The following is a 16,829-nucleotide window of genomic DNA, read 5'->3' on the forward strand; positions in this document are numbered from 1 at the left end:
AGAATAAACATGAAACTTACTGAAGACTTTATCGTATTGCGTGACCGCCAGCGGGGACACTTCCTGCAAAAGATCGAGACAAGAGATGAGTATTTAAGACTTAATTGTACTTTTGTCGATGACATCAGATTTGCCAAGGTCATCCCTTACACAGCTTATCTCCAAAACAAAGCTGATGTAAAAATGTTGGCTAAAATGTCTGAGGCAGAAATTGTACGAGTGCAAGCCGACTATACATTGACTTATCCAAACGGTGCATACGCTCCTGAAATTACGCCGACTTGTCCTAAAGGTCCGGAAATTGTAGACATTCTTGCATCGATTATGAAGCGAGGGTAATCTATGGCAAATAAAACACAATCTCCAATCTTTGTGGTGCTACAAAGTATCCAAGGGAAATTAGTTGCGCCGAAGGGACAATATAATTCTTTTGGTAAATATGCTTACCGTAGCGCAGAGGATATTTTGGAGGCACTGAAACCAATTTTACAAGAGCATGATGCCACTCTAATTTTGCAAGATGAAATCGTCCAAATTGGAGATCGTTATTATGTCGAGGCCACGGCGACTCTCTATGCTATGGGTGATGTAATCGGAACCAAGGCCTATGCTCGGGAAGATGAAAACAAAAAGGGGATGGATGGGAGCCAGGTCACTGGTGCTGCATCCAGTTATGCCCGCAAGTATGCCTTGAATGGATTATTTATGATCGACGACAACAAGGATGCCGATACAGACGCTTATCACAATCAGAATAATCAGAGTTCAAGTAAACAGCAAAATTCAGCTAAAAAACAAGCTAGTCAACCAGAAAAAACGTCCAAAGCACCTGCAAAAAGTAATGGATCCAAAACCATCACAAGTGCCCAAGCTAAGGCTTTGCGGACAGACATCAAAAATATAGCGGAAGCAACGGGAGGTCCAGTTGTTACGATCGGAACATGGTTCATTGGCAAGATGGGCGTTGAAAAAATTGAACAGATCCCAGCTGATCGCTTGGAAGAAGCCCAAAAGCTTATTGCAGATACAAAGAAAACGAAAGGAATTGACTAGATGATGAAAACAAAAGAAATTGAAATTAATAACCAGGAAGCAATGGTTGGAACTCAGTTACAAATTGGGAAGGAGATTATAGTAGCTTTACTAGATCTATTTAGTGATAAACAAAAAAACGGTGTGATCATACCCATTGAGTTGAACGGCATGGATTTTAATATCACAATTCAAAAAGGAGAAAATGATGATTAATAATGTTGTACTTGTCGGACGTATGACCCGAGATGCAGAGCTTCGTTACACCCCCAACAATGTTGCTGTTGCGACCTTTACTCTAGCTGTGAACAGAAACCGTAAAAACCAAAATGGGGAGCGGGAAGCTGATTTCATTAACTGTGTGATTTGGAATCAGCCAGCTGAAAACTTGGCTAACTGGGCTAAAAAGGGAGCGCTTATTGGGGTTACCGGTCGGATCCAGACCCGGAATTATGAAAATCAAGATGGTCAACGGGTCTATGTGACAGAAGTTGTGGCAGAAAACTTCCAAATGCTGGAGAGTCGTAACCAACAACAAGGCAATACTAGTCAGTCAGAATCAATGGATATTTCTGACGATGACTTACCATTTTAAGGAGGTGCTAAATGGGGATGAAAGAATACGCGCTCAAATATCAAAAGGCTGGTTTTTCGGTAATTCCCATTATGCCTAATGGAAAACAACCAGCCATAAAATTTGCAGATAAGCCGGCCATGACTGCCCAGGAAATTGAAGATTACTGGAATCAATATCCGGATAGTAACATAGCTGTGAGAACTGACAAGTTTTTTGTCATTGATATTGACCTGCACGGTAAGCACAACGGATATAAGAGCTTGGCCGAGTGGGAGAATTTGGATTTAATAACTCCTACTTTACAAGCTAAGACAGCCAGCGGAGGTAAGCATATCTTTTACTTCAAGCATCCGGATGTGTCAATGACGCAGATGATTGGTTTTTTACCTGGTGTCGATGTAAAGGCACATCCGAATAACTATGTACTGGTAGCACCATCAAAGACACAGAAGGGGTCTTACTCATGGGACTTGGAGAAATCTAAAGAGGGTGGCACTATGGTCACAGCCAGCCGTCAACTTGTTATGGCTATCAAAAAGGAGTACAACAAAAAGAATGGTGGCAGTGACCTGGACAATATTTACTACCAAATCAGTAAAGGTGCTGGCAAGCGAAACCGGACCACTGAAATACTGGAAATGATTGTTCTAGGATTTGGTGATGAGGGTAGTCGTAATGACACTCTTGCAAAATTTGTTGGTGGGTTGTTGAGTCGAGCAGTTGATCCAAACTGCATTCTACCACTAGCAGAAATGGCCAACAATAATTCGATGGAACCTCTTGGAAATAAAGAGTTAAGGAGAACAGTTGAGTCAATGATCAAAAAACACATGAGGGGGGGTGGCCATAATAGGTGATGTCGTAAATATTTCAATCAAACAGTTTTCACGTCGGAAAAAGAAGATCCTGAATGAAGAAGGCGAGCAGATTGAAATCGATTCAATTGTGGCGGACAGTCCCAGAAATGTGTTGCTGGCAATGAAGAGTGATAGTAAGCTGAATGATTTTCTCCGGCACAACGAATTTACTGGAGAGCATGAAATCGTGGAAGATGTCAAACTGGACGCAATCCAACTCCGAAAAGGGCAACTTCCATCGGCATTTGAGTCTTATCTAAGCGTATACTTGGAAAATCATTTCAAAACGGTCTTTAAAGCAGGAGCTTTGAGAGATGGTATAGAAGCGTTTTTTGCGGAAAAGACCTACAACCCCGTCAAGGAGTACATGGAATCAGCCTACGAATCCTGGGATCATAAAGAGCGGCTTAACCAGGTTTTTCAAACTTGGTTAGGTGCAGAAGATAGCATCTTTGTTCAAAAGATAGCAGTCATGTTTTTTGTTGGTGCGGTTTCCAAGGTGTTCAATCCCTGGGTTAAGTTTGACTATACATTGGACCTGGTCGGTGGCCAAGGTGCAGGTAAGACCACCTTCCTGCAAAAGATTGCAGGGGACTGGTACACAGATTCTGCAAAAGATTTCATGGATAAAGACAACTATGAAATCATGCTAAAATCACTCATCGTCAATGATGATGAGATGGTGGCATCTAGGAAGACTACTTTTGACGAACTCAAGGCCTTTGTGACGAAGACGGAACTTTCATTCCGTAGATCCTATGGCCGACGTGCAGAGAAATTCCCTAAAAACTTTGTCATTGCAAGGACCAGTAATAAGGTCGAGTACCTGGGAGACAAAACCGGTGAGCGGCGCTTTCTCCCTATTCTAGTTGATGCAAGCAGGCAGTTTGTTAAACCATTTGACATGACGAACAATGATGTGACTCAACTTTGGGGTGAAGCGGTCGCCATCTACAAAAAAGGTTTTACGCTTACTTTTGATGACGATTTCGAGGATGAGCTGGCAGTTTACAAAGAGCGCTTTACTTACAAAGACGAAGCAGAGTCGCAGGTATATGACTATCTTGATATGCTAGTTCCTGAAGAATGGGAGGAGTTTTCGGTTGTGCAGCAACATCAATATACTTGGCATTATTTTAACAACGGCAAGTATCGAAATGAGGCTGGGTTTGTTTACGAGGGCGTCAAACTTCAATCAAGCGTATCAGCCAAGCAGATTCTAAAAAATGTCTTTGACATCGATGTGGCGAAGGGTGATAAATTGGCCCGGAAAATTAAGTTGATCATGGACAATAACCAGGATTGGGAGTACAAGTTAAAACGAATCAATGGTAAGCCAACAAGAGGTTATTTTAGAAAAAATATGCAGGAAGTTTGATGTTACGTTTTATATAAAATGATGTTACGTTTTCTTCAAATGTAACATCACGTAACATCAACGTAACATCAATGATGTTACACCTAAAAAAGCCTTATTTATCAATAGTTTGAGTCTGTTTTTTTAGGAAAAATCTAAAAAAGTGATGTTACGCCCCTAAACTGCTGATATGACTGGTTTTTTGGGCTGTTTTATATCTAGGTAACATCATTTATATAAAATATTTAATAAGTAAAAATAGCAAGTGCTATAAACGTTGATATAACAGCATTTTTATATTTTATAATTATATTTGTTGGAAAAGTGATGTTACGGTGTTACAGTTTATAAAATATGCAAAAAAATGAATAAAAAGGAGAAAATATGCAAGTTGAAAAAATTGAAATTTCTATAGAAGCATTAGAAGAAATTTTCCAAAAATATTACCCTAAAATCAGTCACAAGACTGCAGGGTATATTATTAAAGATATTAAAAATGCAGCAGAGAAGGAGTAAATATGTATTGGGTAGTAAATGTCTATTTTGACAATATGCTAGATGCAACTTACCGCTTTGAAAAAGAGGGGGGTGCAGCTAAATGCAAAGCGGACCTGGAACGGAAATACAGGGGGCAAAGACTCTATAAGGTTGAAATGGAGGTGGTGGAATGAAAGTTAAACATATTTTTTGCAATGGTAGAGAATCAATCAATAAAGCAACGGCTCTTGATACTCAAATAAATGACTTCATCAGGAACAAGAAAGTTATTGATATAAAATATTCATCAAGTCTAGCAATGGCTGCAACAAACTATGGCAGTGGTTCAGAAATTGATTACAGTGCTTTGATTATTTACGAAGAGGACTGATAATGACTGATTTACTAGAAGATATTAGAGATTATATCTTAGACTATTGGGGTTACTACCTCATGGTCTTCGGTGCAATTATTATGATATGCCTTACCTATGCTTTGGGATATAGGCAAGCATACCAAGAGCTGCAACGCCCGATTATCCACGTCGTCGACAATGCAGGCGGTCTCATGGTTGGTAAGATTACCGACAAGGAGATCATAGACGGTCGCTACACGGTGACAGCTGAGGCTTATGGAAAATTCTTGGTGACCAAGGAGCAGTACGAGGCTATTAAGGTTGGGGATGAGATACCTGATTATCTTAAGGGGAGGGCGAATTGATGAGCCTGAATAAAGCCAGGAAACGAGCTATCGCCAACGCAAAAAGAAATCTCAGGCGATATGAAATAAGAAAAAATCCTTTCAAAGTTATGGCACATGATTTAATTGAATGTTTAAGAATAATCGCACGATGTTTAAGTGGTGCCTCAAAATAACAAAAAAAGCCAAGGCACTCTCTGCCTCAGCAATAATTAACACAAGATTATTATACCACAAAGGAGACGGAGAGTGAATAAGGCTAAGGAATTGCTTGATGAACTACAAAATTTAGATGAAGAGATACAGAATCGAATTGATGAACTTGCTAATCATGAAGCTAGTTTACTTTCTAGCCCTAAAATGAACGTGAATAAAGTTCAAGGTGGTCAGCGTGTTCAACTGGACGAAAGGTACATTGATATCTTTAGCATGCAGGATGTGTTAAAAGAATATATGAAAGAAGCTACTGAAGAAGTTATTAGACGTAGAATAGAGCTGAGTAGACTTATTGATAAACTGCCAAAACCAACCAGTAGAACGATTCTTAGAATGGTATATATTCAAAAAGCTAGCGTTTACGATATAATTGACTTCTTGCAATGTAGCAAAACGACTTTTTACAAGAAAAAGAACGACGCAATTCGTGAACTAGGTGCTGTAATTGACAAAAGTGAACTAAAGTGAACTAAGTTGAAATGCACGGTTCTAAAAATCTGCTAGAATGGTAGTATCAAGAAATAAGGGTAAGGCACCTACAAAGTGTCTTGCCTTTTTTGATTTTCAAAACAAATAAACAGCAGGAGGTTTAGGCTTGGGTAGAGCAAGAGACCCCAACCGAGACAAAGCATTTGAAATCTATTCAGAACACAATGGGAACATTGAACTGATTGAGATTGCTGAGCGTTTGGGTGTTTCAGCTGGCACTGTCCGAGGTTGGAAAAGTAAAGACAAATGGGAACCTAAAATAAAAGGAACGTTCCAAAAGAGAAATACGGAACGTTCCAAAAAGCCAAGGGGCGCTCCTAAGGGGAGTAAGAACGCTCTAGGACATGGAGCACCTAAAGGCAACACTAACGCCCTCAAACATGGATTGTTTGCTAAGTATCTCCCGCAAGAGGTTTATGAGATAGCTCAAGAACTGTCAGAAAAACAGCCTATAGATATACTCTGGGAAAATATCACGCTGACCTATGCTAATTTACTGCACGCTCAGCGTATTTTATTTGTTCAAGATGTAGAAGATAGTGATACCTTTGTTACTAGCACAGGGAAAGCTGGTACAGGTTATGAACACCATACGGCATGGGACAAGCAAGGGAAAGCACTAGCTGCAATTGCAAGGGCGCAGTCAGAGCTTAAAGGCATGATTAAGACCTATGATGAGTTGACACGCTCTCCGCTTGTCACAGAGGAGCAGCGCTTGAGGATCGATAACCTCAAAGCACAGCTTGGCTCTGATGATGAAGATGATACAGTCATTACTGGATTTACATTTGATAGGAGTGAGTACAATGGCGATACTGAACCTAGCAAAGTTGATTAACCCAGTATTTGATGAAGTGCTATACACGCTCAAGAGCCATGTGGTGTTAAAGGGCGGCCGTGCCTCTACTAAGTCCTCTGTGGTATCTATTGACCTAGTCAATGACTTTATCAGTGATCCTTTGGGTAATGTGGTAGTCTTGCGGAAAGTCGGTAAATACCTGAGAATGTCTGTCTATGAACAGATACGGTGGGCCATCTATGAGATGGGACTGGCCAATCAGTTCAAGTTTGGTAAGTCACCTCTGCAGATCACTCACAAGAAGACAGGAACAGCCTTTTACTTCTACGGTGTTGATGACCCAATGAAACTAAAATCACAGAAGATAGCCAAGGGCTATGTTATGTCTGTGTGGTTTGAGGAATTGGCAGAGTTTGCAGGGCGTGAGGACATTGATATAGTTGAGGATACCTTTATCCGTCAAGAATTGCCAAATGGCAAACAGGTCAAGGTTTATTTCACATACAACCCACCACGCAACCCCTATGACTGGATAAATGAGTGGGTAGCTGAGAAAGCTAGTGACCCTACTTATCTGATACATCACAGCACCTATCTTGATGACAAGCTAGGTTTTTTGTCTAGGCAGATGAAAGAAAAGATAGAACGGTACAAGGAAACTGACCCTGACTATTATCGCTGGATGTACCTAGGCGAGGTCATAGGGCTTGGTAATCATGTCTACAACATGAACTATTTTAAGCCACTAGACAGCCTGCCTGATGATGACAAGCTGATAGGTATATCATTTGCCCTAGATACTGGACACCAGCAGTCAGCTACAGCCTGTGGGGCTTATGGGCTTACTGCTAAGGGTAATGTTATCTTGCTGGACACGTTCTACTACTCACCAGCTGGCAAGACGATTAAAAAAGCACCAAGTGAGCTATCTGTGATGATACATGACTTTATAGACAAGGTCATGAAACAGTACAGAGTGCCAAAGCTCAAGATGACTATTGATAGTGCTGAGGGTGCTTTGAGAAATCAATACTTTAAGGACTATGGTGAACGCTGGCACCCAGTGGCCAAGAAGAAAAATCAGACCATGATAGACATGGTTATCAGCTTACTTGCAGAGGGACGTTTTTACTACATTGACATCCCAGCTAACAAGGTTTTTGTTGAGGAGCATAAGATGTATCGCTATGATGACAAAACACTTAACACTGATGATCCCAAAGTTATCAAAGAAGATGATCATACGGTGGATGAGTTCAAGTACTTTGTCCTGGACAATGCAAGGGAGCTAGATTTGAAAGCCTAAAGGAGCTAACAATGGGAATAGTACAAACTATCAAGAATTTCTTTACAAGGAGTAAGTATGTGATGACAACACAAAACTTAACAAACATTACTGACCACCCTAAAATAGCGGTGTCTAGTAGAGAGTATGACCGTATCAGGGAAAACCTCAAGTACTTTGCAGGGCGTTATCCACAGATTGAGTACAAAGACAGTAACGGAACTAAACAAAAGCGAGATTTTAACCATCTGCCTATTGGCAGGACCGCCTCTAAGAAAATTGCAAGCCTGGTATTCAATGAACAAGCAGAAATCAAGATTGATGATGAGAGCGCTAATGAGTTCATTCAGCAACAACTGCAAAATGACAGGTTTATCAAAAATTTTGAACGCTATTTGGAGAGTTGCCTTGCCCTTGGTGGTTTGGCCATGAGACCATACGTTGATAAGGATAAGGTAAGGGTCTCTTTTGTTCAAGCTCCTGTCTTTTTGCCCTTACAGTCTAATACTCAAGATATTTCTAGCGCCGCTATCATCACTAAAACCATCAAATCAGAGGGCAATAAACAAAAATACTACACGCTTATTGAACTCCATGAATGGAACAAAGATGATAAGTACACTATCACCAATGAACTCTACAAGTCTGATAATCAGAACATTGTAGGAGCTAGGGTGCCTTTGTCAGAGATCTATGAGGATTTAGAGGAAGTGGCAGAACTTAATGGCTTAACTCGCCCTTTGTTTACCTACTTGAAGACCCCAGGAATGAATAACAAGGACATCAACAGTCCTCTTGGGTTATCAATCTTTGATAATGCTAAGACTACTATTGACTTCCTAAATACCACCTATGATGAGTTTATGTGGGAGGTCAAAATGGGACAGCGCAGGGTAGCAGTTCCTACCCAGATGATTAAGACTGAATACAATCAGGATGGAGACAAGGTCACGGTTAAGCGTGAGTTTGAGACTGGCCAAAATGTCTATGAGCAATTTGATTCAGGAGATATGGACAAGGGGATAGGCATTACAGACCTTACAACCCCTATCCGTTCTGATGACTATATCAAGGCTATCAATGAGGGGCTGGCGCTCTTTGAAATGCAGATAGGCGTTTCAGCTGGAATGTTTAGCTTTGATGGTAAGAGCATGAAGACAGCAACAGAGATTGTCTCTGAGAACTCTGACACTTACCAAATGCGGAATAGCATTGTCAGTCTTGTTGAGCAGTCTCTGAAAGAGCTGATTATCTCCATGTTAGAGCTTGGTAAAGCCTATAAGCTCTACAAGGGGAATATCCCAGACATGGACGCTATCAGCATTAACCTTGATGATGGTGTCTTTACAGACCGTAACGCTGAGCTTGACTACTGGATTAAGGTTGTAAATGCTGGCTTTGGTACAGATGTCATGGCCATTGAGAAAGTTCTCAACGTAACTCCTGAGAAAGCCAAGGAAATTAAAGCTGAAATCAGCGGTAATGCCATTGACGAGGCAAGCGGAGAGCGCAGTCCTGATGATGTGGGAGTATATGGAGAGTAATTAGATGGCTGATGACAAGAAGAAACCAATCAAGCTAAATGATGAGCAGCTTATGCTTGACGCTAGTCAGGTTGCAGACATCTATCATCAGCTCACCCTTGACTTGTTTGACCAAGTTATAGATCATATCAAAGAGCGTGGCTCTGCCAGCCTTGATGATAACCCCTATATTTGGCAACTGGAGAAAATGAATGAGATGGGGCTACTCAATGAGGATAATCTCAAGCTAATCTCTGCCCGTTCAGGGATTGCTGAGGAACAGCTTAGGCATGTTATCCAAAACGAGGGCTACCAAATCTACAAGGACACCAAACAACGGCTTTTAGAGGCTACTGGTAGTGGCGGCTTTGTTAGTAACTCTCTCATTCAGAATAGTCTTGCAGCCTATGTCAATCAAACTATGAACGACATTAACAACCTTATCAATACTACGCTACCAAAGAGCGTTATAGGAGCTTATCAATCCATTATTGAGGAGGCTACAGCAAAGGTTGTCACTGGTCTTGCAACATCAGACAAGGCTATTTCAGATACTGTCATGAAGTGGGCTAAAAAGGGCTTTTATGGCTTTACAGATAGCCAAGGTAAGCACTGGAAAGCTGACACTTATGCTAGGCAGGTCATCAAGTCTACAGCTTGGCGTGTTTATCGTGAGGTCAGAATGGCACCAGCTGAGGAGTTGGGGATAGATACCTTTTACTATTCCAAGAAGTCCACAGCCCGTGAAATGTGTGCCCCTTTGCAACATCAGGTAGTTACTACTGGAATTGCCAGGACCGAAAAAGGAGAGCGTATCCTTTCCTTGTCAGATTATGGCTACGGAACTGCTGGGGGGTGTTTGGGTATTAACTGCACCCATGAAATTACTCCCTTTGTGGTTGGTGCTAACTATAAGCCTGATTTGCCTGATGAGCTGAAAGACCTAACGCCTGAGCAAGCTATTGAAAATGCCAACGTACAGGCTAAACAGAGAGCTCTAGAGCGTTCTATCAGACAATCTAAGGAATTTCTCCACGTTGCCGAGAAACTAGGCGACACGGAGCTGATAGACAAGTATAAGAACAAGGTAAGGATACAACAGGGAGCTATGAGAGACTACCTCAGACAGCACCCATTCCTACACCGTGATTATGCTAGGGAGAAATACTACTACAATGATGATACGGTTAAAAAATTATACAAATCTATTGACAAACGCTCTAAAAAAGAGTATTCTGAAATACTACAAAATTTGGGAAATAAAGCACCCAAGTCTTATAGTGATTTCCAAGCTCTGAACCACTCTGAAAAAGAGTCTTTGAGGTATGATAATAGGATTGTCAATTATTTCAAGGGAGATATTCACGAGAAACTGTCTGATAAACAGAAACAGCAGGCGGTGGAGGCTTACTTTAATTTCAAAAATGATGGTATAGTGTTTGGAGATCATGCGATAGCACGCTATATAGAGCGTATGAGGCGAAATGATGGTACATTTACCTATAACTATGAAACTGTTAAAACAGCCTTTTCTCTATCTCCTAACTATGTATCAGAACAGAATGGTAGGCTTGCTAGATACTACAACGGCATTCTTTACATCACTGAACCTGATACAGATATTGTAGTGACTATGATGAAACGTAAAAAACTGAAAGGATTTAAGCCATTATGAAATACAGTCAGCAAGTATTAGACATGCTCAATCAAGCAGTCAGTGGTCAGATTGATAATTTTTGGGATTTTTCCTTTAAGTTTAATGCTCTTTTTGGAGAAGATGAGGAGTTTGCTGAGGCTTGGGATAATGAAAATCCTGAAATGTTTGACGCTCTCAATGATGTTGAATTGATGATGTTCCTAGAGGAACATGACCCAAGTGATAAGCAAGGATTTATCAACTTCCTAACGCCTTACTACGAAAAGGCAAAGCAATTAGTAAAACTTAGCGCTTAGATAAACCTAGGCGCTTTTCTTATACCCAAAAATAGGAGGCAACCATGAACAAACGTATCAAAAAGAAACGTGAATTAGAGAACTCTTTAAGGATTGCAGCTAGGGCGATTGATTTCTTGATTGATCAAAATAACCAACTTTGGCGTATTGTTGAAAAAATGGAAGCAATCAACTCTAAAAACGTAAAATCAACAAACAACCGCTTTGATAAGGTGGAAGATGAGATTAAAGCCCTCAAGAAGAAGCAAAAGAAGCCGTGGTATAAGCGGTAAAGGAGCAAATATGCGATACAGGAAAAAGCCAGTAGTCGTTGAAGCTGTCAAGTGGACTGGAAAGAACATTGATGAAATAGTTGGCTTTGCAAAAACGGCGGTTATTGGTTACGAAGAACCTTCCATGAAGATGTCAATCACAACTCTTGAAGGGGTTATGATTGCTAACAAAGGCGACTATATCATCAAAGGCGTGCAAGGCGAGTTTTACCCATGCAAACCAGATATTTTTGCAGAAACCTATGAACAGGTAGATTAGGAGGTGGTCAATCGTCTTGACTGGTAGGAAAGACTACTTTTACACCGTTTGGAAATCCAAGCGGTTTTTATTTTGCACTCTTAGTGTAGCGGTAGCACATCAAGCTCCAACCTTGATAGCGTGGGTTCAATTCCTACAGAGTGTGTTGTCTGACATGACGTAAACTGTCAAATTCTGCCCCTCGTGGCGTAAAACAAAGGAGTTAAGACATGAGTCTTAAGCGTGAAATGTTAGTTGACGCAGGTATTGAAGATAAAGCGGTGCTAGATAATATCATGCAAGCGTACGGTGCAGGTATTGAAAATGCAAAAGCACAAGCTAAGTCAGATCTACAGGCAGAAAACGACACATTAAAACAGCAGCTTGAACAACAGAACCAAGCTATCAAGGATTTACAGGACAAAGAGGGGGCAAGCGAGGAAAGCAAGCAACAACTGGCAGACCTACAGGCCCAATTTGATCAGTATAAGACTGATAGTGAGGCTCAACTTGCTCAGGTAACTAAAACCAACGCTGTGGCCCTTGCTTTGAAAGATGTGGGAGCTTACAACTCAGAGGATTTGATGAAGTTCATTGACCTAGACAAGATTGAGCTAGGCGAGGACGGTAAACCTGTCCTAGATGACATTATCAACAGCCTCAAAGAGTCCAGCCCTTACTTATTCCAAGGTGAAGACAAACAGCCTAACCCTACGATTTCAGTCGGAGGCAACCCGTCAGCCGAACCAGGTGCTAAAGGTGACGCTTTTGATGAAATCATGAGCAAATATTAAAATTAAAAGGAGAGTAGCATGGCTACAAAAATTTATACTAAAAACTATATGGCTTTGTTGGCAAAAATCACAGAGAGCCGTTCACGTTTCCTACGTTCTTTTGGTGGAAAAATCCAAATCTTTGACGGTGTATCAGACTCTGATACAATGCTGCATTTGAAAGTAAACACTACAAAAGCCATTATCAAGAAGTACGACAAAGGCGAAAATGTAGCTTTTGGAACAGGCACAGGATCAACAAGTCGCTTTGGTCAACGTACTGAAATTAAATCAGTTGATAAGGCTGTCCCTTATGAGGCTCCTATTTCAATCCATGAGGGGATTGACAATGTAACGGTAAATGACGTGGCGGATAAAGTTGTAGCTGAGCGTTTGGAAGAAAATGCATTGGCACAAACAGAATACATCAATGAATTACTTGCAAAAGCATTGTCAGATAATGCAAGCGAAACGATCACAGGCGCAATGGACGAGGCAGGAGTAATCAAAGCATTCTCCACAGCTCACAAGAAATTTGTTAATAACAAGATTTCTAAAAACATTGCTTGGGTAGCCTATGTCACATCAGATGTTTATGATTTCTTGATTGACTCTAAACTTGCAACAACAGCTAAAAACTCATCAGCTAACATTGATGATCAAACAATGTATAAATTCAAAGGGTTTGTTTTGGAAGAAACCCCTGATGAATACTTCCAAGAGGGAGAACAGGTCATGTTTGCAGTTGATGGCGTAGGTATTGCAGGTGTAGGCTTGCAGATTGTACGTACCATTGACGCTGACGATTTCTACGGTGTTGCAATCCAAGGAGCAGGTAAATACGGTAAGTATATTGCTGATGAGAACAAGGTAGGTATCCTTAAAGCTAAGCTAGCTCCTGCAGGTTAAACGGAGGTCTAAATGGCTAAATTCAAAGTAGTATCGGATTTTTGGGATATTGAAAAAGATGAGTATATTGAAAAAGGCTCAGTTATTGATGTCACAAAAAAACGTGCCGAGGAAATCAATAACAATATTGGTTTTCAGGTAGTTATCGAAGAAAAAGCAGTAAAGGAGTAGTCTAAATGGCTAAATTCAAAGCAACATCAAATGTAGTCTTTGTCGTTGACGGAAAAGAAGAAAGCTTTGACAAAGGTGTTGAATACGACATTGACATCAAAGCTGCCAATGAATTGAACGCCAAGGGCAAAATTACTCACCCAGAGCTCAGCCCGTTCTTTGAACGTGTTGACAATGACGAAAAAGCAGCAAAGGCGGATAAGTAACACCGCCTTTTTTAATTGGAGGTGGTTACTATCGCTTATTTAACGCAAGATGAATTTAAGGATTTTGGATTTGATGAAGTCAATGACTTTGAAAAACTACTAAAAAGAGCAGAGGTGTCTGTCAACCTATTTCTTAATGGTTTCTATGACTTTGCGGACTTTGAGAAAGAGATTGATCACAGAAAGCAAGCTGTCAAGCTAGCTACTGCTTTTCAAGTGGCCTATTTGGACACTAGCGGTATCATGACGGCTGATGATAAGCAGTCAGTGGCTAGTGTGTCGCTTGGTCGTACCTCTGTGAGCTACAAAGACACCACAAAGACCTCCTTAGAGAGTTCTAGGTACAATTTATCCCTTGACGCTCTGAACGCTCTGAAAGGGGCAGGTTTTGGCTATAGGGGGGTAGGTTATGACAGATATTGATAAACGTTTGCTGGTCGATACTGTGACTATCCAGAAAACCACAGGAGAAAAAGACGCATGGGGAAAAGTAATGTTAGAGAGCCCAGTGACCCTTAAATCTGTTAGGTTTGATAGACAGTATCAAGTGCAAGGCACCCAGAACAACCGCAAGGAGTCCAAACCTAGCCTTTTGTTTGTGTATCCTAAATATTGCCCAGTGGTGCTAGATAAAACTTTTGAAAATGCCATAATCAATGACGGAGAGACGGAGTACAGAGTGACTGCTGTTATTCCTGTTAGTTATCCACATAATAAAAAAATCTTTTGCTATGAGCTGGAGTGTATCTGATGGGAGCAACAGTATCTGTCAAAGTTGACCTGAAAGGCATTGAGAAAAAAGTATCATCATCATCTCTGGCCAAAGGTAAATTAGCCATAGCTAATCAAATGCTATTAAACATGAACCCCTTTGTTCCTTTTAAGAGCGGAGCTTTGAGAGGTGGCGGTCATGCCAAGCGTGACAGTGTAGTTTATGTTGGCCCTCACGCAAGGGCCCAATTCTACGGATCATCATACAACAAGAAGAGGAGCTTTGTTTTTAGGCGCTATACCACGGCTGGAACAGGGAAACGTTGGGACTTGAAAGCCTCAGCGCTCCATGTTAAGGATTGGGGCAAGGTTGGACTGAGAGCAATGGGAGTTAAGACATGAATAACAATGATTTTTCAGAAGTCCTTAGAGATTTCATCAACACACTAGGCCTCCCTCTGACTTGTAGACTTGATTACTTGTCAGAGACGGAGAGCTTAGTTCTTTATCCTTTACCTGGTGGCAAGGTTGAAAAAGAGTATATGAATGGCAAGCAAGATATTAGCCTTGTTTTTGAGGTGGCAATCAAAACGACTGACCACCAAAAGACAAGCTCTATTCTGTGGGCTGTCAATAGTGCTCTTGCTGATTTTAACCTTGAGCTACCAAGTCAAAATAATTCATATCAATTCAGAGGCCTTGAAGTCTCACAGCCATTCTTAAATGACCGTGATGACCAGGGCTTTTATGTTTACATGCTGGACATCACAGCAAAACTTGAAACAAATGGAGGAAAATAAATGCCAAAAATGAAAAATGCCCTACGCAAGCATTACGTAGCACCTTGGACATCTGATAAAGCAGAGCCAAGTACAGACGATTGGAAATGGCTTGCGGACGGGGTCACAACCGCTGATGTTGAAAATGATGAAGAGACAGATGACGTTGCTTACTACAACGGTGACGGAACGCCTGAAACAACGGTAACATCTGTCAAATATGGTTACACCTTTGAGGGTGACTACATCAAGGAAGATGAGGCGCAGAAGATCATTGCTGATATGCGCTTTTTGACTGGAGACCAGCGGAAAGTATGGTTTAAGGTTGTTGACGCTGATGGTAAAACTCAATACGTAGCACCTGCCACAGTCTCTGAAATCAAAATCGGAGGCGGAGAGGCTGCTGAGTATGAGGCTTTTGAGTGCACTATCAGCTGGAATGCAGTACCTAAACAATCTGCTGTAGTCGGTGGATAAAGCAGCTTAGGGGAGTTTGACGCTCCCCTTTTTATTTTTGATTAGTAGGAGAAAAAAACAAATGGTAGTAATTAAAAAGCGTAGTAATGTCATCCCTGTAGAATTTGATGGATTTACCCTTGAATTTTTAGCTAATGACAAGAATATCCTGAATATGCAGAAAGTCGGTAAAAAGCTCCAAAAAGAGGGGCAAAAAGTGGCAGATACAGAAGATGAGAAAGCCTTTGACGCTTTGCAAGTCATGGTTAAAGAGTCATGGGTTGGATTGTTTGATGAGGAGGCCTATAACAAGGTTTATGCTTACTCTGATGAGTCTACCGTCGATACTATGGTTTACTTGCTTGAAACTATTTCAGGCGTGGTAGATGAGTGGGAAAAACGTAACAACGGTGACGCTCTCAAGAAGTATCTAGGTGACTAATATGCTGGATTTATCAAGGAAATTGACAGATGAGTTAGTCCTTGGTGATGATGTGTACCCAATGAATATGGCTTTTAACAAGGTTCTAAAGGTTATGGAGCTCATCAATGATGATGAGTTTGATGATCTATACAAGCCTTATCTAGCCATCCAGATATTTACAGATGTTGACTTTACACAGGATTTGACCCCTGAGCAGGCGACAAAAATTTTTAAGTTGATATTTGAGGAGCACATCAGAATAGTTCCAGCAAAAGATAGTTCTCCAGTGTTAGACCTGGCAGGAAATCCAATCAAAAGTAAGATACGCTCTAAAAGTCAATCAGAGGACGGAGAGCGTCTTTTTAGTTTGAAACATGACGCTGAGTACATTTACTCATCATTCATGCAGGCTTACGGTATTGATTTGATTGACTCTCAAAATACGTTGCACTGGAAGAAATTCAATGCCCTACTCAATGGGCTACCTAGTGATACTAAGTTTGCTGAGGTGCTTAAAATACGCTCTTACAAGCCACAGAAAGGCGACAGTAAGAAGTATAAGGAAAGCATGAAACGGCTCAAGAAAGAGTATGCACTACCTAAAGATTTTGACTACTAATCAGGAA

General features: G+C 40.9%; 29 protein-coding genes and 1 tRNA gene. All 30 read left to right on the top strand.

Annotated elements, in window-relative coordinates; translation table 11 throughout:
• The first annotated feature begins 9 nt into the window (after positions 1 to 9).
• Positions 10 to 339, top strand: a complete 330-nt coding sequence (locus ACVR1I_RS08630; protein WP_447443616.1) for a hypothetical protein — start codon at positions 10 to 12, stop codon at positions 337 to 339.
• A gap of 3 nt (positions 340 to 342) precedes the next feature.
• Positions 343 to 1,053 (top strand): ERF family protein, encoded by a 711-nt coding sequence (locus tag ACVR1I_RS08635; RefSeq protein WP_447443617.1) that lies wholly within the window; start codon positions 343 to 345, stop codon positions 1,051 to 1,053.
• Positions 1,054 to 1,248 carry a hypothetical protein gene (locus ACVR1I_RS08640; protein ID WP_447443618.1) on the top strand — a complete coding sequence of 65 codons (195 nt, stop codon included), beginning with the start codon at positions 1,054 to 1,056 and terminating at the stop codon, positions 1,246 to 1,248. It abuts the gene before it with no gap.
• A complete protein-coding gene (gene ssb / locus ACVR1I_RS08645; protein ID WP_447443619.1) occupies positions 1,241 to 1,627 on the top strand; it encodes a single-stranded DNA-binding protein in 387 nt (128 codons plus the stop codon). The genes ACVR1I_RS08640 and ssb overlap by 8 nt, the downstream gene beginning before the upstream one ends.
• Before the next feature lie 11 nt (positions 1,628 to 1,638).
• The gene (locus ACVR1I_RS08650) at positions 1,639 to 2,466 is read left to right on the top strand and encodes a bifunctional DNA primase/polymerase (protein WP_447443620.1); all 828 of its coding nucleotides are present in this window, start codon (positions 1,639 to 1,641) and stop codon (positions 2,464 to 2,466) included.
• Complete coding sequence (locus tag ACVR1I_RS08655) at positions 2,450 to 3,844, top strand: VapE domain-containing protein (protein ID WP_447443621.1); 1,395 nt, start codon at positions 2,450 to 2,452, stop codon at positions 3,842 to 3,844. The genes ACVR1I_RS08650 and ACVR1I_RS08655 overlap by 17 nt, the downstream gene beginning before the upstream one ends.
• 363 nt (positions 3,845 to 4,207) lie before the next feature.
• Positions 4,208 to 4,339, top strand: coding sequence for a hypothetical protein (locus ACVR1I_RS08660; RefSeq protein ID WP_447443622.1), 132 nt, complete (start codon positions 4,208 to 4,210; stop codon positions 4,337 to 4,339).
• A 2-nt stretch (positions 4,340 to 4,341) separates the two neighbouring features.
• On the top strand, positions 4,342 to 4,494 hold the full coding sequence (locus tag ACVR1I_RS08665; RefSeq protein WP_447443623.1) for a DUF7204 family protein: 153 nt from the start codon (positions 4,342 to 4,344) through the stop codon (positions 4,492 to 4,494).
• Positions 4,491 to 4,691, top strand: a complete 201-nt coding sequence (locus tag ACVR1I_RS08670) for a hypothetical protein (RefSeq protein WP_447443624.1) — start codon at positions 4,491 to 4,493, stop codon at positions 4,689 to 4,691. Before ACVR1I_RS08665 ends, ACVR1I_RS08670 begins: the two co-directional genes overlap by 4 nt.
• Positions 4,692 to 4,753: 62 nt before the next feature.
• The gene (locus ACVR1I_RS08675) at positions 4,754 to 5,020 is read left to right on the top strand and encodes a DUF1372 family protein (protein WP_447443657.1); all 267 of its coding nucleotides are present in this window, start codon (positions 4,754 to 4,756) and stop codon (positions 5,018 to 5,020) included.
• 228 nt (positions 5,021 to 5,248) lie between these two features.
• Positions 5,249 to 5,683, top strand: coding sequence for a DUF1492 domain-containing protein (locus ACVR1I_RS08680; RefSeq protein ID WP_447443625.1), 435 nt, complete (start codon positions 5,249 to 5,251; stop codon positions 5,681 to 5,683).
• A gap of 127 nt (positions 5,684 to 5,810) precedes the next feature.
• A complete protein-coding gene (gene terS, locus ACVR1I_RS08685) occupies positions 5,811 to 6,542 on the top strand; it encodes a phage terminase small subunit (RefSeq protein ID WP_447443626.1) in 732 nt (243 codons plus the stop codon).
• Positions 6,511 to 7,809, top strand: coding sequence for a PBSX family phage terminase large subunit (locus ACVR1I_RS08690; RefSeq protein ID WP_447443627.1), 1,299 nt, complete (start codon positions 6,511 to 6,513; stop codon positions 7,807 to 7,809). The genes terS and ACVR1I_RS08690 overlap by 32 nt, the downstream gene beginning before the upstream one ends.
• 11 nt (positions 7,810 to 7,820) lie before the next feature.
• Positions 7,821 to 9,332 (top strand): phage portal protein, encoded by a 1,512-nt coding sequence (locus ACVR1I_RS08695; protein WP_447443628.1) that lies wholly within the window; start codon positions 7,821 to 7,823, stop codon positions 9,330 to 9,332.
• A gap of 4 nt (positions 9,333 to 9,336) precedes the next feature.
• A complete protein-coding gene (locus tag ACVR1I_RS08700; RefSeq protein WP_447443629.1) occupies positions 9,337 to 10,986 on the top strand; it encodes a phage minor capsid protein in 1,650 nt (549 codons plus the stop codon).
• On the top strand, positions 10,983 to 11,264 hold the full coding sequence (locus ACVR1I_RS08705; protein WP_447443630.1) for a hypothetical protein: 282 nt from the start codon (positions 10,983 to 10,985) through the stop codon (positions 11,262 to 11,264). Before ACVR1I_RS08700 ends, ACVR1I_RS08705 begins: the two co-directional genes overlap by 4 nt.
• Positions 11,265 to 11,308: 44 nt before the next feature.
• Positions 11,309 to 11,536 carry a hypothetical protein gene (locus ACVR1I_RS08710; RefSeq protein WP_447443631.1) on the top strand — a complete coding sequence of 76 codons (228 nt, stop codon included), beginning with the start codon at positions 11,309 to 11,311 and terminating at the stop codon, positions 11,534 to 11,536.
• 10 nt (positions 11,537 to 11,546) lie between these two features.
• Complete coding sequence (locus ACVR1I_RS08715; protein WP_447443632.1) at positions 11,547 to 11,795, top strand: hypothetical protein; 249 nt, start codon at positions 11,547 to 11,549, stop codon at positions 11,793 to 11,795.
• A 74-nt stretch (positions 11,796 to 11,869) separates the two neighbouring features.
• Positions 11,870 to 11,940 (top strand) — tRNA-Trp (locus ACVR1I_RS08720).
• Positions 11,941 to 12,004: 64 nt separating this feature from the next.
• The gene (locus ACVR1I_RS08725) at positions 12,005 to 12,568 is read left to right on the top strand and encodes a phage scaffolding protein (protein WP_447443633.1); all 564 of its coding nucleotides are present in this window, start codon (positions 12,005 to 12,007) and stop codon (positions 12,566 to 12,568) included.
• A gap of 18 nt (positions 12,569 to 12,586) precedes the next feature.
• Positions 12,587 to 13,456: a capsid protein gene (locus tag ACVR1I_RS08730; RefSeq protein ID WP_447443634.1), complete on the top strand. Its 870-nt coding sequence runs from the start codon at positions 12,587 to 12,589 to the stop codon at positions 13,454 to 13,456.
• A gap of 12 nt (positions 13,457 to 13,468) precedes the next feature.
• Complete coding sequence (locus ACVR1I_RS08735) at positions 13,469 to 13,627, top strand: hypothetical protein (protein ID WP_447443635.1); 159 nt, start codon at positions 13,469 to 13,471, stop codon at positions 13,625 to 13,627.
• A gap of 5 nt (positions 13,628 to 13,632) precedes the next feature.
• A complete protein-coding gene (locus ACVR1I_RS08740; protein ID WP_447443636.1) occupies positions 13,633 to 13,833 on the top strand; it encodes a hypothetical protein in 201 nt (66 codons plus the stop codon).
• A gap of 15 nt (positions 13,834 to 13,848) precedes the next feature.
• The gene (locus tag ACVR1I_RS08745) at positions 13,849 to 14,256 is read left to right on the top strand and encodes a head-tail connector protein (RefSeq protein WP_447443637.1); all 408 of its coding nucleotides are present in this window, start codon (positions 13,849 to 13,851) and stop codon (positions 14,254 to 14,256) included.
• Complete coding sequence (locus tag ACVR1I_RS08750; RefSeq protein ID WP_447443638.1) at positions 14,243 to 14,584, top strand: putative minor capsid protein; 342 nt, start codon at positions 14,243 to 14,245, stop codon at positions 14,582 to 14,584. Before ACVR1I_RS08745 ends, ACVR1I_RS08750 begins: the two co-directional genes overlap by 14 nt.
• Positions 14,584 to 14,946 (top strand): minor capsid protein, encoded by a 363-nt coding sequence (locus tag ACVR1I_RS08755; protein WP_447443639.1) that lies wholly within the window; start codon positions 14,584 to 14,586, stop codon positions 14,944 to 14,946. Before ACVR1I_RS08750 ends, ACVR1I_RS08755 begins: the two co-directional genes overlap by 1 nt.
• On the top strand, positions 14,943 to 15,344 hold the full coding sequence (locus tag ACVR1I_RS08760; RefSeq protein ID WP_447443640.1) for a minor capsid protein: 402 nt from the start codon (positions 14,943 to 14,945) through the stop codon (positions 15,342 to 15,344). The genes ACVR1I_RS08755 and ACVR1I_RS08760 overlap by 4 nt, the downstream gene beginning before the upstream one ends.
• Positions 15,345 to 15,800 carry a phage tail tube protein gene (locus tag ACVR1I_RS08765; protein WP_447443641.1) on the top strand — a complete coding sequence of 152 codons (456 nt, stop codon included), beginning with the start codon at positions 15,345 to 15,347 and terminating at the stop codon, positions 15,798 to 15,800.
• A 61-nt stretch (positions 15,801 to 15,861) separates the two neighbouring features.
• On the top strand, positions 15,862 to 16,221 hold the full coding sequence (locus ACVR1I_RS08770; protein ID WP_447443642.1) for a hypothetical protein: 360 nt from the start codon (positions 15,862 to 15,864) through the stop codon (positions 16,219 to 16,221).
• Between the two features lies 1 nt (position 16,222).
• The gene (locus ACVR1I_RS08775) at positions 16,223 to 16,822 is read left to right on the top strand and encodes a Gp15 family bacteriophage protein (protein WP_447443643.1); all 600 of its coding nucleotides are present in this window, start codon (positions 16,223 to 16,225) and stop codon (positions 16,820 to 16,822) included.
• Positions 16,823 to 16,829 lie beyond the last annotated feature (7 nt).

It is taken from the genome of Streptococcus cameli, from assembly GCF_053207365.1.

Bases quoted from the DNA above. Each gene is read 5' to 3' on its own strand.
- ACVR1I_RS08630 (WP_447443616.1), top strand. From the start codon at position 10: ATGAAACTTACTGAAGACTTTATCGTATTGCGTGACCGCCAGCGGGGA.
- ACVR1I_RS08635 (WP_447443617.1), top strand. From the start codon at position 343: ATGGCAAATAAAACACAATCTCCAATCTTTGTGGTGCTACAAAGTATC.
- ACVR1I_RS08640 (WP_447443618.1), top strand. From the start codon at position 1,054: ATGATGAAAACAAAAGAAATTGAAATTAATAACCAGGAAGCAATGGTT.
- ssb (WP_447443619.1), top strand. From the start codon at position 1,241: ATGATTAATAATGTTGTACTTGTCGGACGTATGACCCGAGATGCAGAG.
- ACVR1I_RS08650 (WP_447443620.1), top strand. From the start codon at position 1,639: ATGGGGATGAAAGAATACGCGCTCAAATATCAAAAGGCTGGTTTTTCG.
- ACVR1I_RS08660 (WP_447443622.1), top strand. From the start codon at position 4,208: ATGCAAGTTGAAAAAATTGAAATTTCTATAGAAGCATTAGAAGAAATT.
- ACVR1I_RS08665 (WP_447443623.1), top strand. From the start codon at position 4,342: ATGTATTGGGTAGTAAATGTCTATTTTGACAATATGCTAGATGCAACT.
- ACVR1I_RS08670 (WP_447443624.1), top strand. From the start codon at position 4,491: ATGAAAGTTAAACATATTTTTTGCAATGGTAGAGAATCAATCAATAAA.
- ACVR1I_RS08675 (WP_447443657.1), top strand. From the start codon at position 4,754: ATGGTCTTCGGTGCAATTATTATGATATGCCTTACCTATGCTTTGGGA.
- ACVR1I_RS08690 (WP_447443627.1), top strand. From the start codon at position 6,511: ATGGCGATACTGAACCTAGCAAAGTTGATTAACCCAGTATTTGATGAA.
- ACVR1I_RS08695 (WP_447443628.1), top strand. From the start codon at position 7,821: ATGGGAATAGTACAAACTATCAAGAATTTCTTTACAAGGAGTAAGTAT.
- ACVR1I_RS08700 (WP_447443629.1), top strand. From the start codon at position 9,337: ATGGCTGATGACAAGAAGAAACCAATCAAGCTAAATGATGAGCAGCTT.
- ACVR1I_RS08705 (WP_447443630.1), top strand. From the start codon at position 10,983: ATGAAATACAGTCAGCAAGTATTAGACATGCTCAATCAAGCAGTCAGT.
- ACVR1I_RS08710 (WP_447443631.1), top strand. From the start codon at position 11,309: ATGAACAAACGTATCAAAAAGAAACGTGAATTAGAGAACTCTTTAAGG.
- ACVR1I_RS08715 (WP_447443632.1), top strand. From the start codon at position 11,547: ATGCGATACAGGAAAAAGCCAGTAGTCGTTGAAGCTGTCAAGTGGACT.
- ACVR1I_RS08725 (WP_447443633.1), top strand. From the start codon at position 12,005: ATGAGTCTTAAGCGTGAAATGTTAGTTGACGCAGGTATTGAAGATAAA.
- ACVR1I_RS08730 (WP_447443634.1), top strand. From the start codon at position 12,587: ATGGCTACAAAAATTTATACTAAAAACTATATGGCTTTGTTGGCAAAA.
- ACVR1I_RS08735 (WP_447443635.1), top strand. From the start codon at position 13,469: ATGGCTAAATTCAAAGTAGTATCGGATTTTTGGGATATTGAAAAAGAT.
- ACVR1I_RS08740 (WP_447443636.1), top strand. From the start codon at position 13,633: ATGGCTAAATTCAAAGCAACATCAAATGTAGTCTTTGTCGTTGACGGA.
- ACVR1I_RS08750 (WP_447443638.1), top strand. From the start codon at position 14,243: ATGACAGATATTGATAAACGTTTGCTGGTCGATACTGTGACTATCCAG.
- ACVR1I_RS08755 (WP_447443639.1), top strand. From the start codon at position 14,584: ATGGGAGCAACAGTATCTGTCAAAGTTGACCTGAAAGGCATTGAGAAA.
- ACVR1I_RS08760 (WP_447443640.1), top strand. From the start codon at position 14,943: ATGAATAACAATGATTTTTCAGAAGTCCTTAGAGATTTCATCAACACA.
- ACVR1I_RS08765 (WP_447443641.1), top strand. From the start codon at position 15,345: ATGCCAAAAATGAAAAATGCCCTACGCAAGCATTACGTAGCACCTTGG.
- ACVR1I_RS08770 (WP_447443642.1), top strand. From the start codon at position 15,862: ATGGTAGTAATTAAAAAGCGTAGTAATGTCATCCCTGTAGAATTTGAT.
- ACVR1I_RS08775 (WP_447443643.1), top strand. From the start codon at position 16,223: ATGCTGGATTTATCAAGGAAATTGACAGATGAGTTAGTCCTTGGTGAT.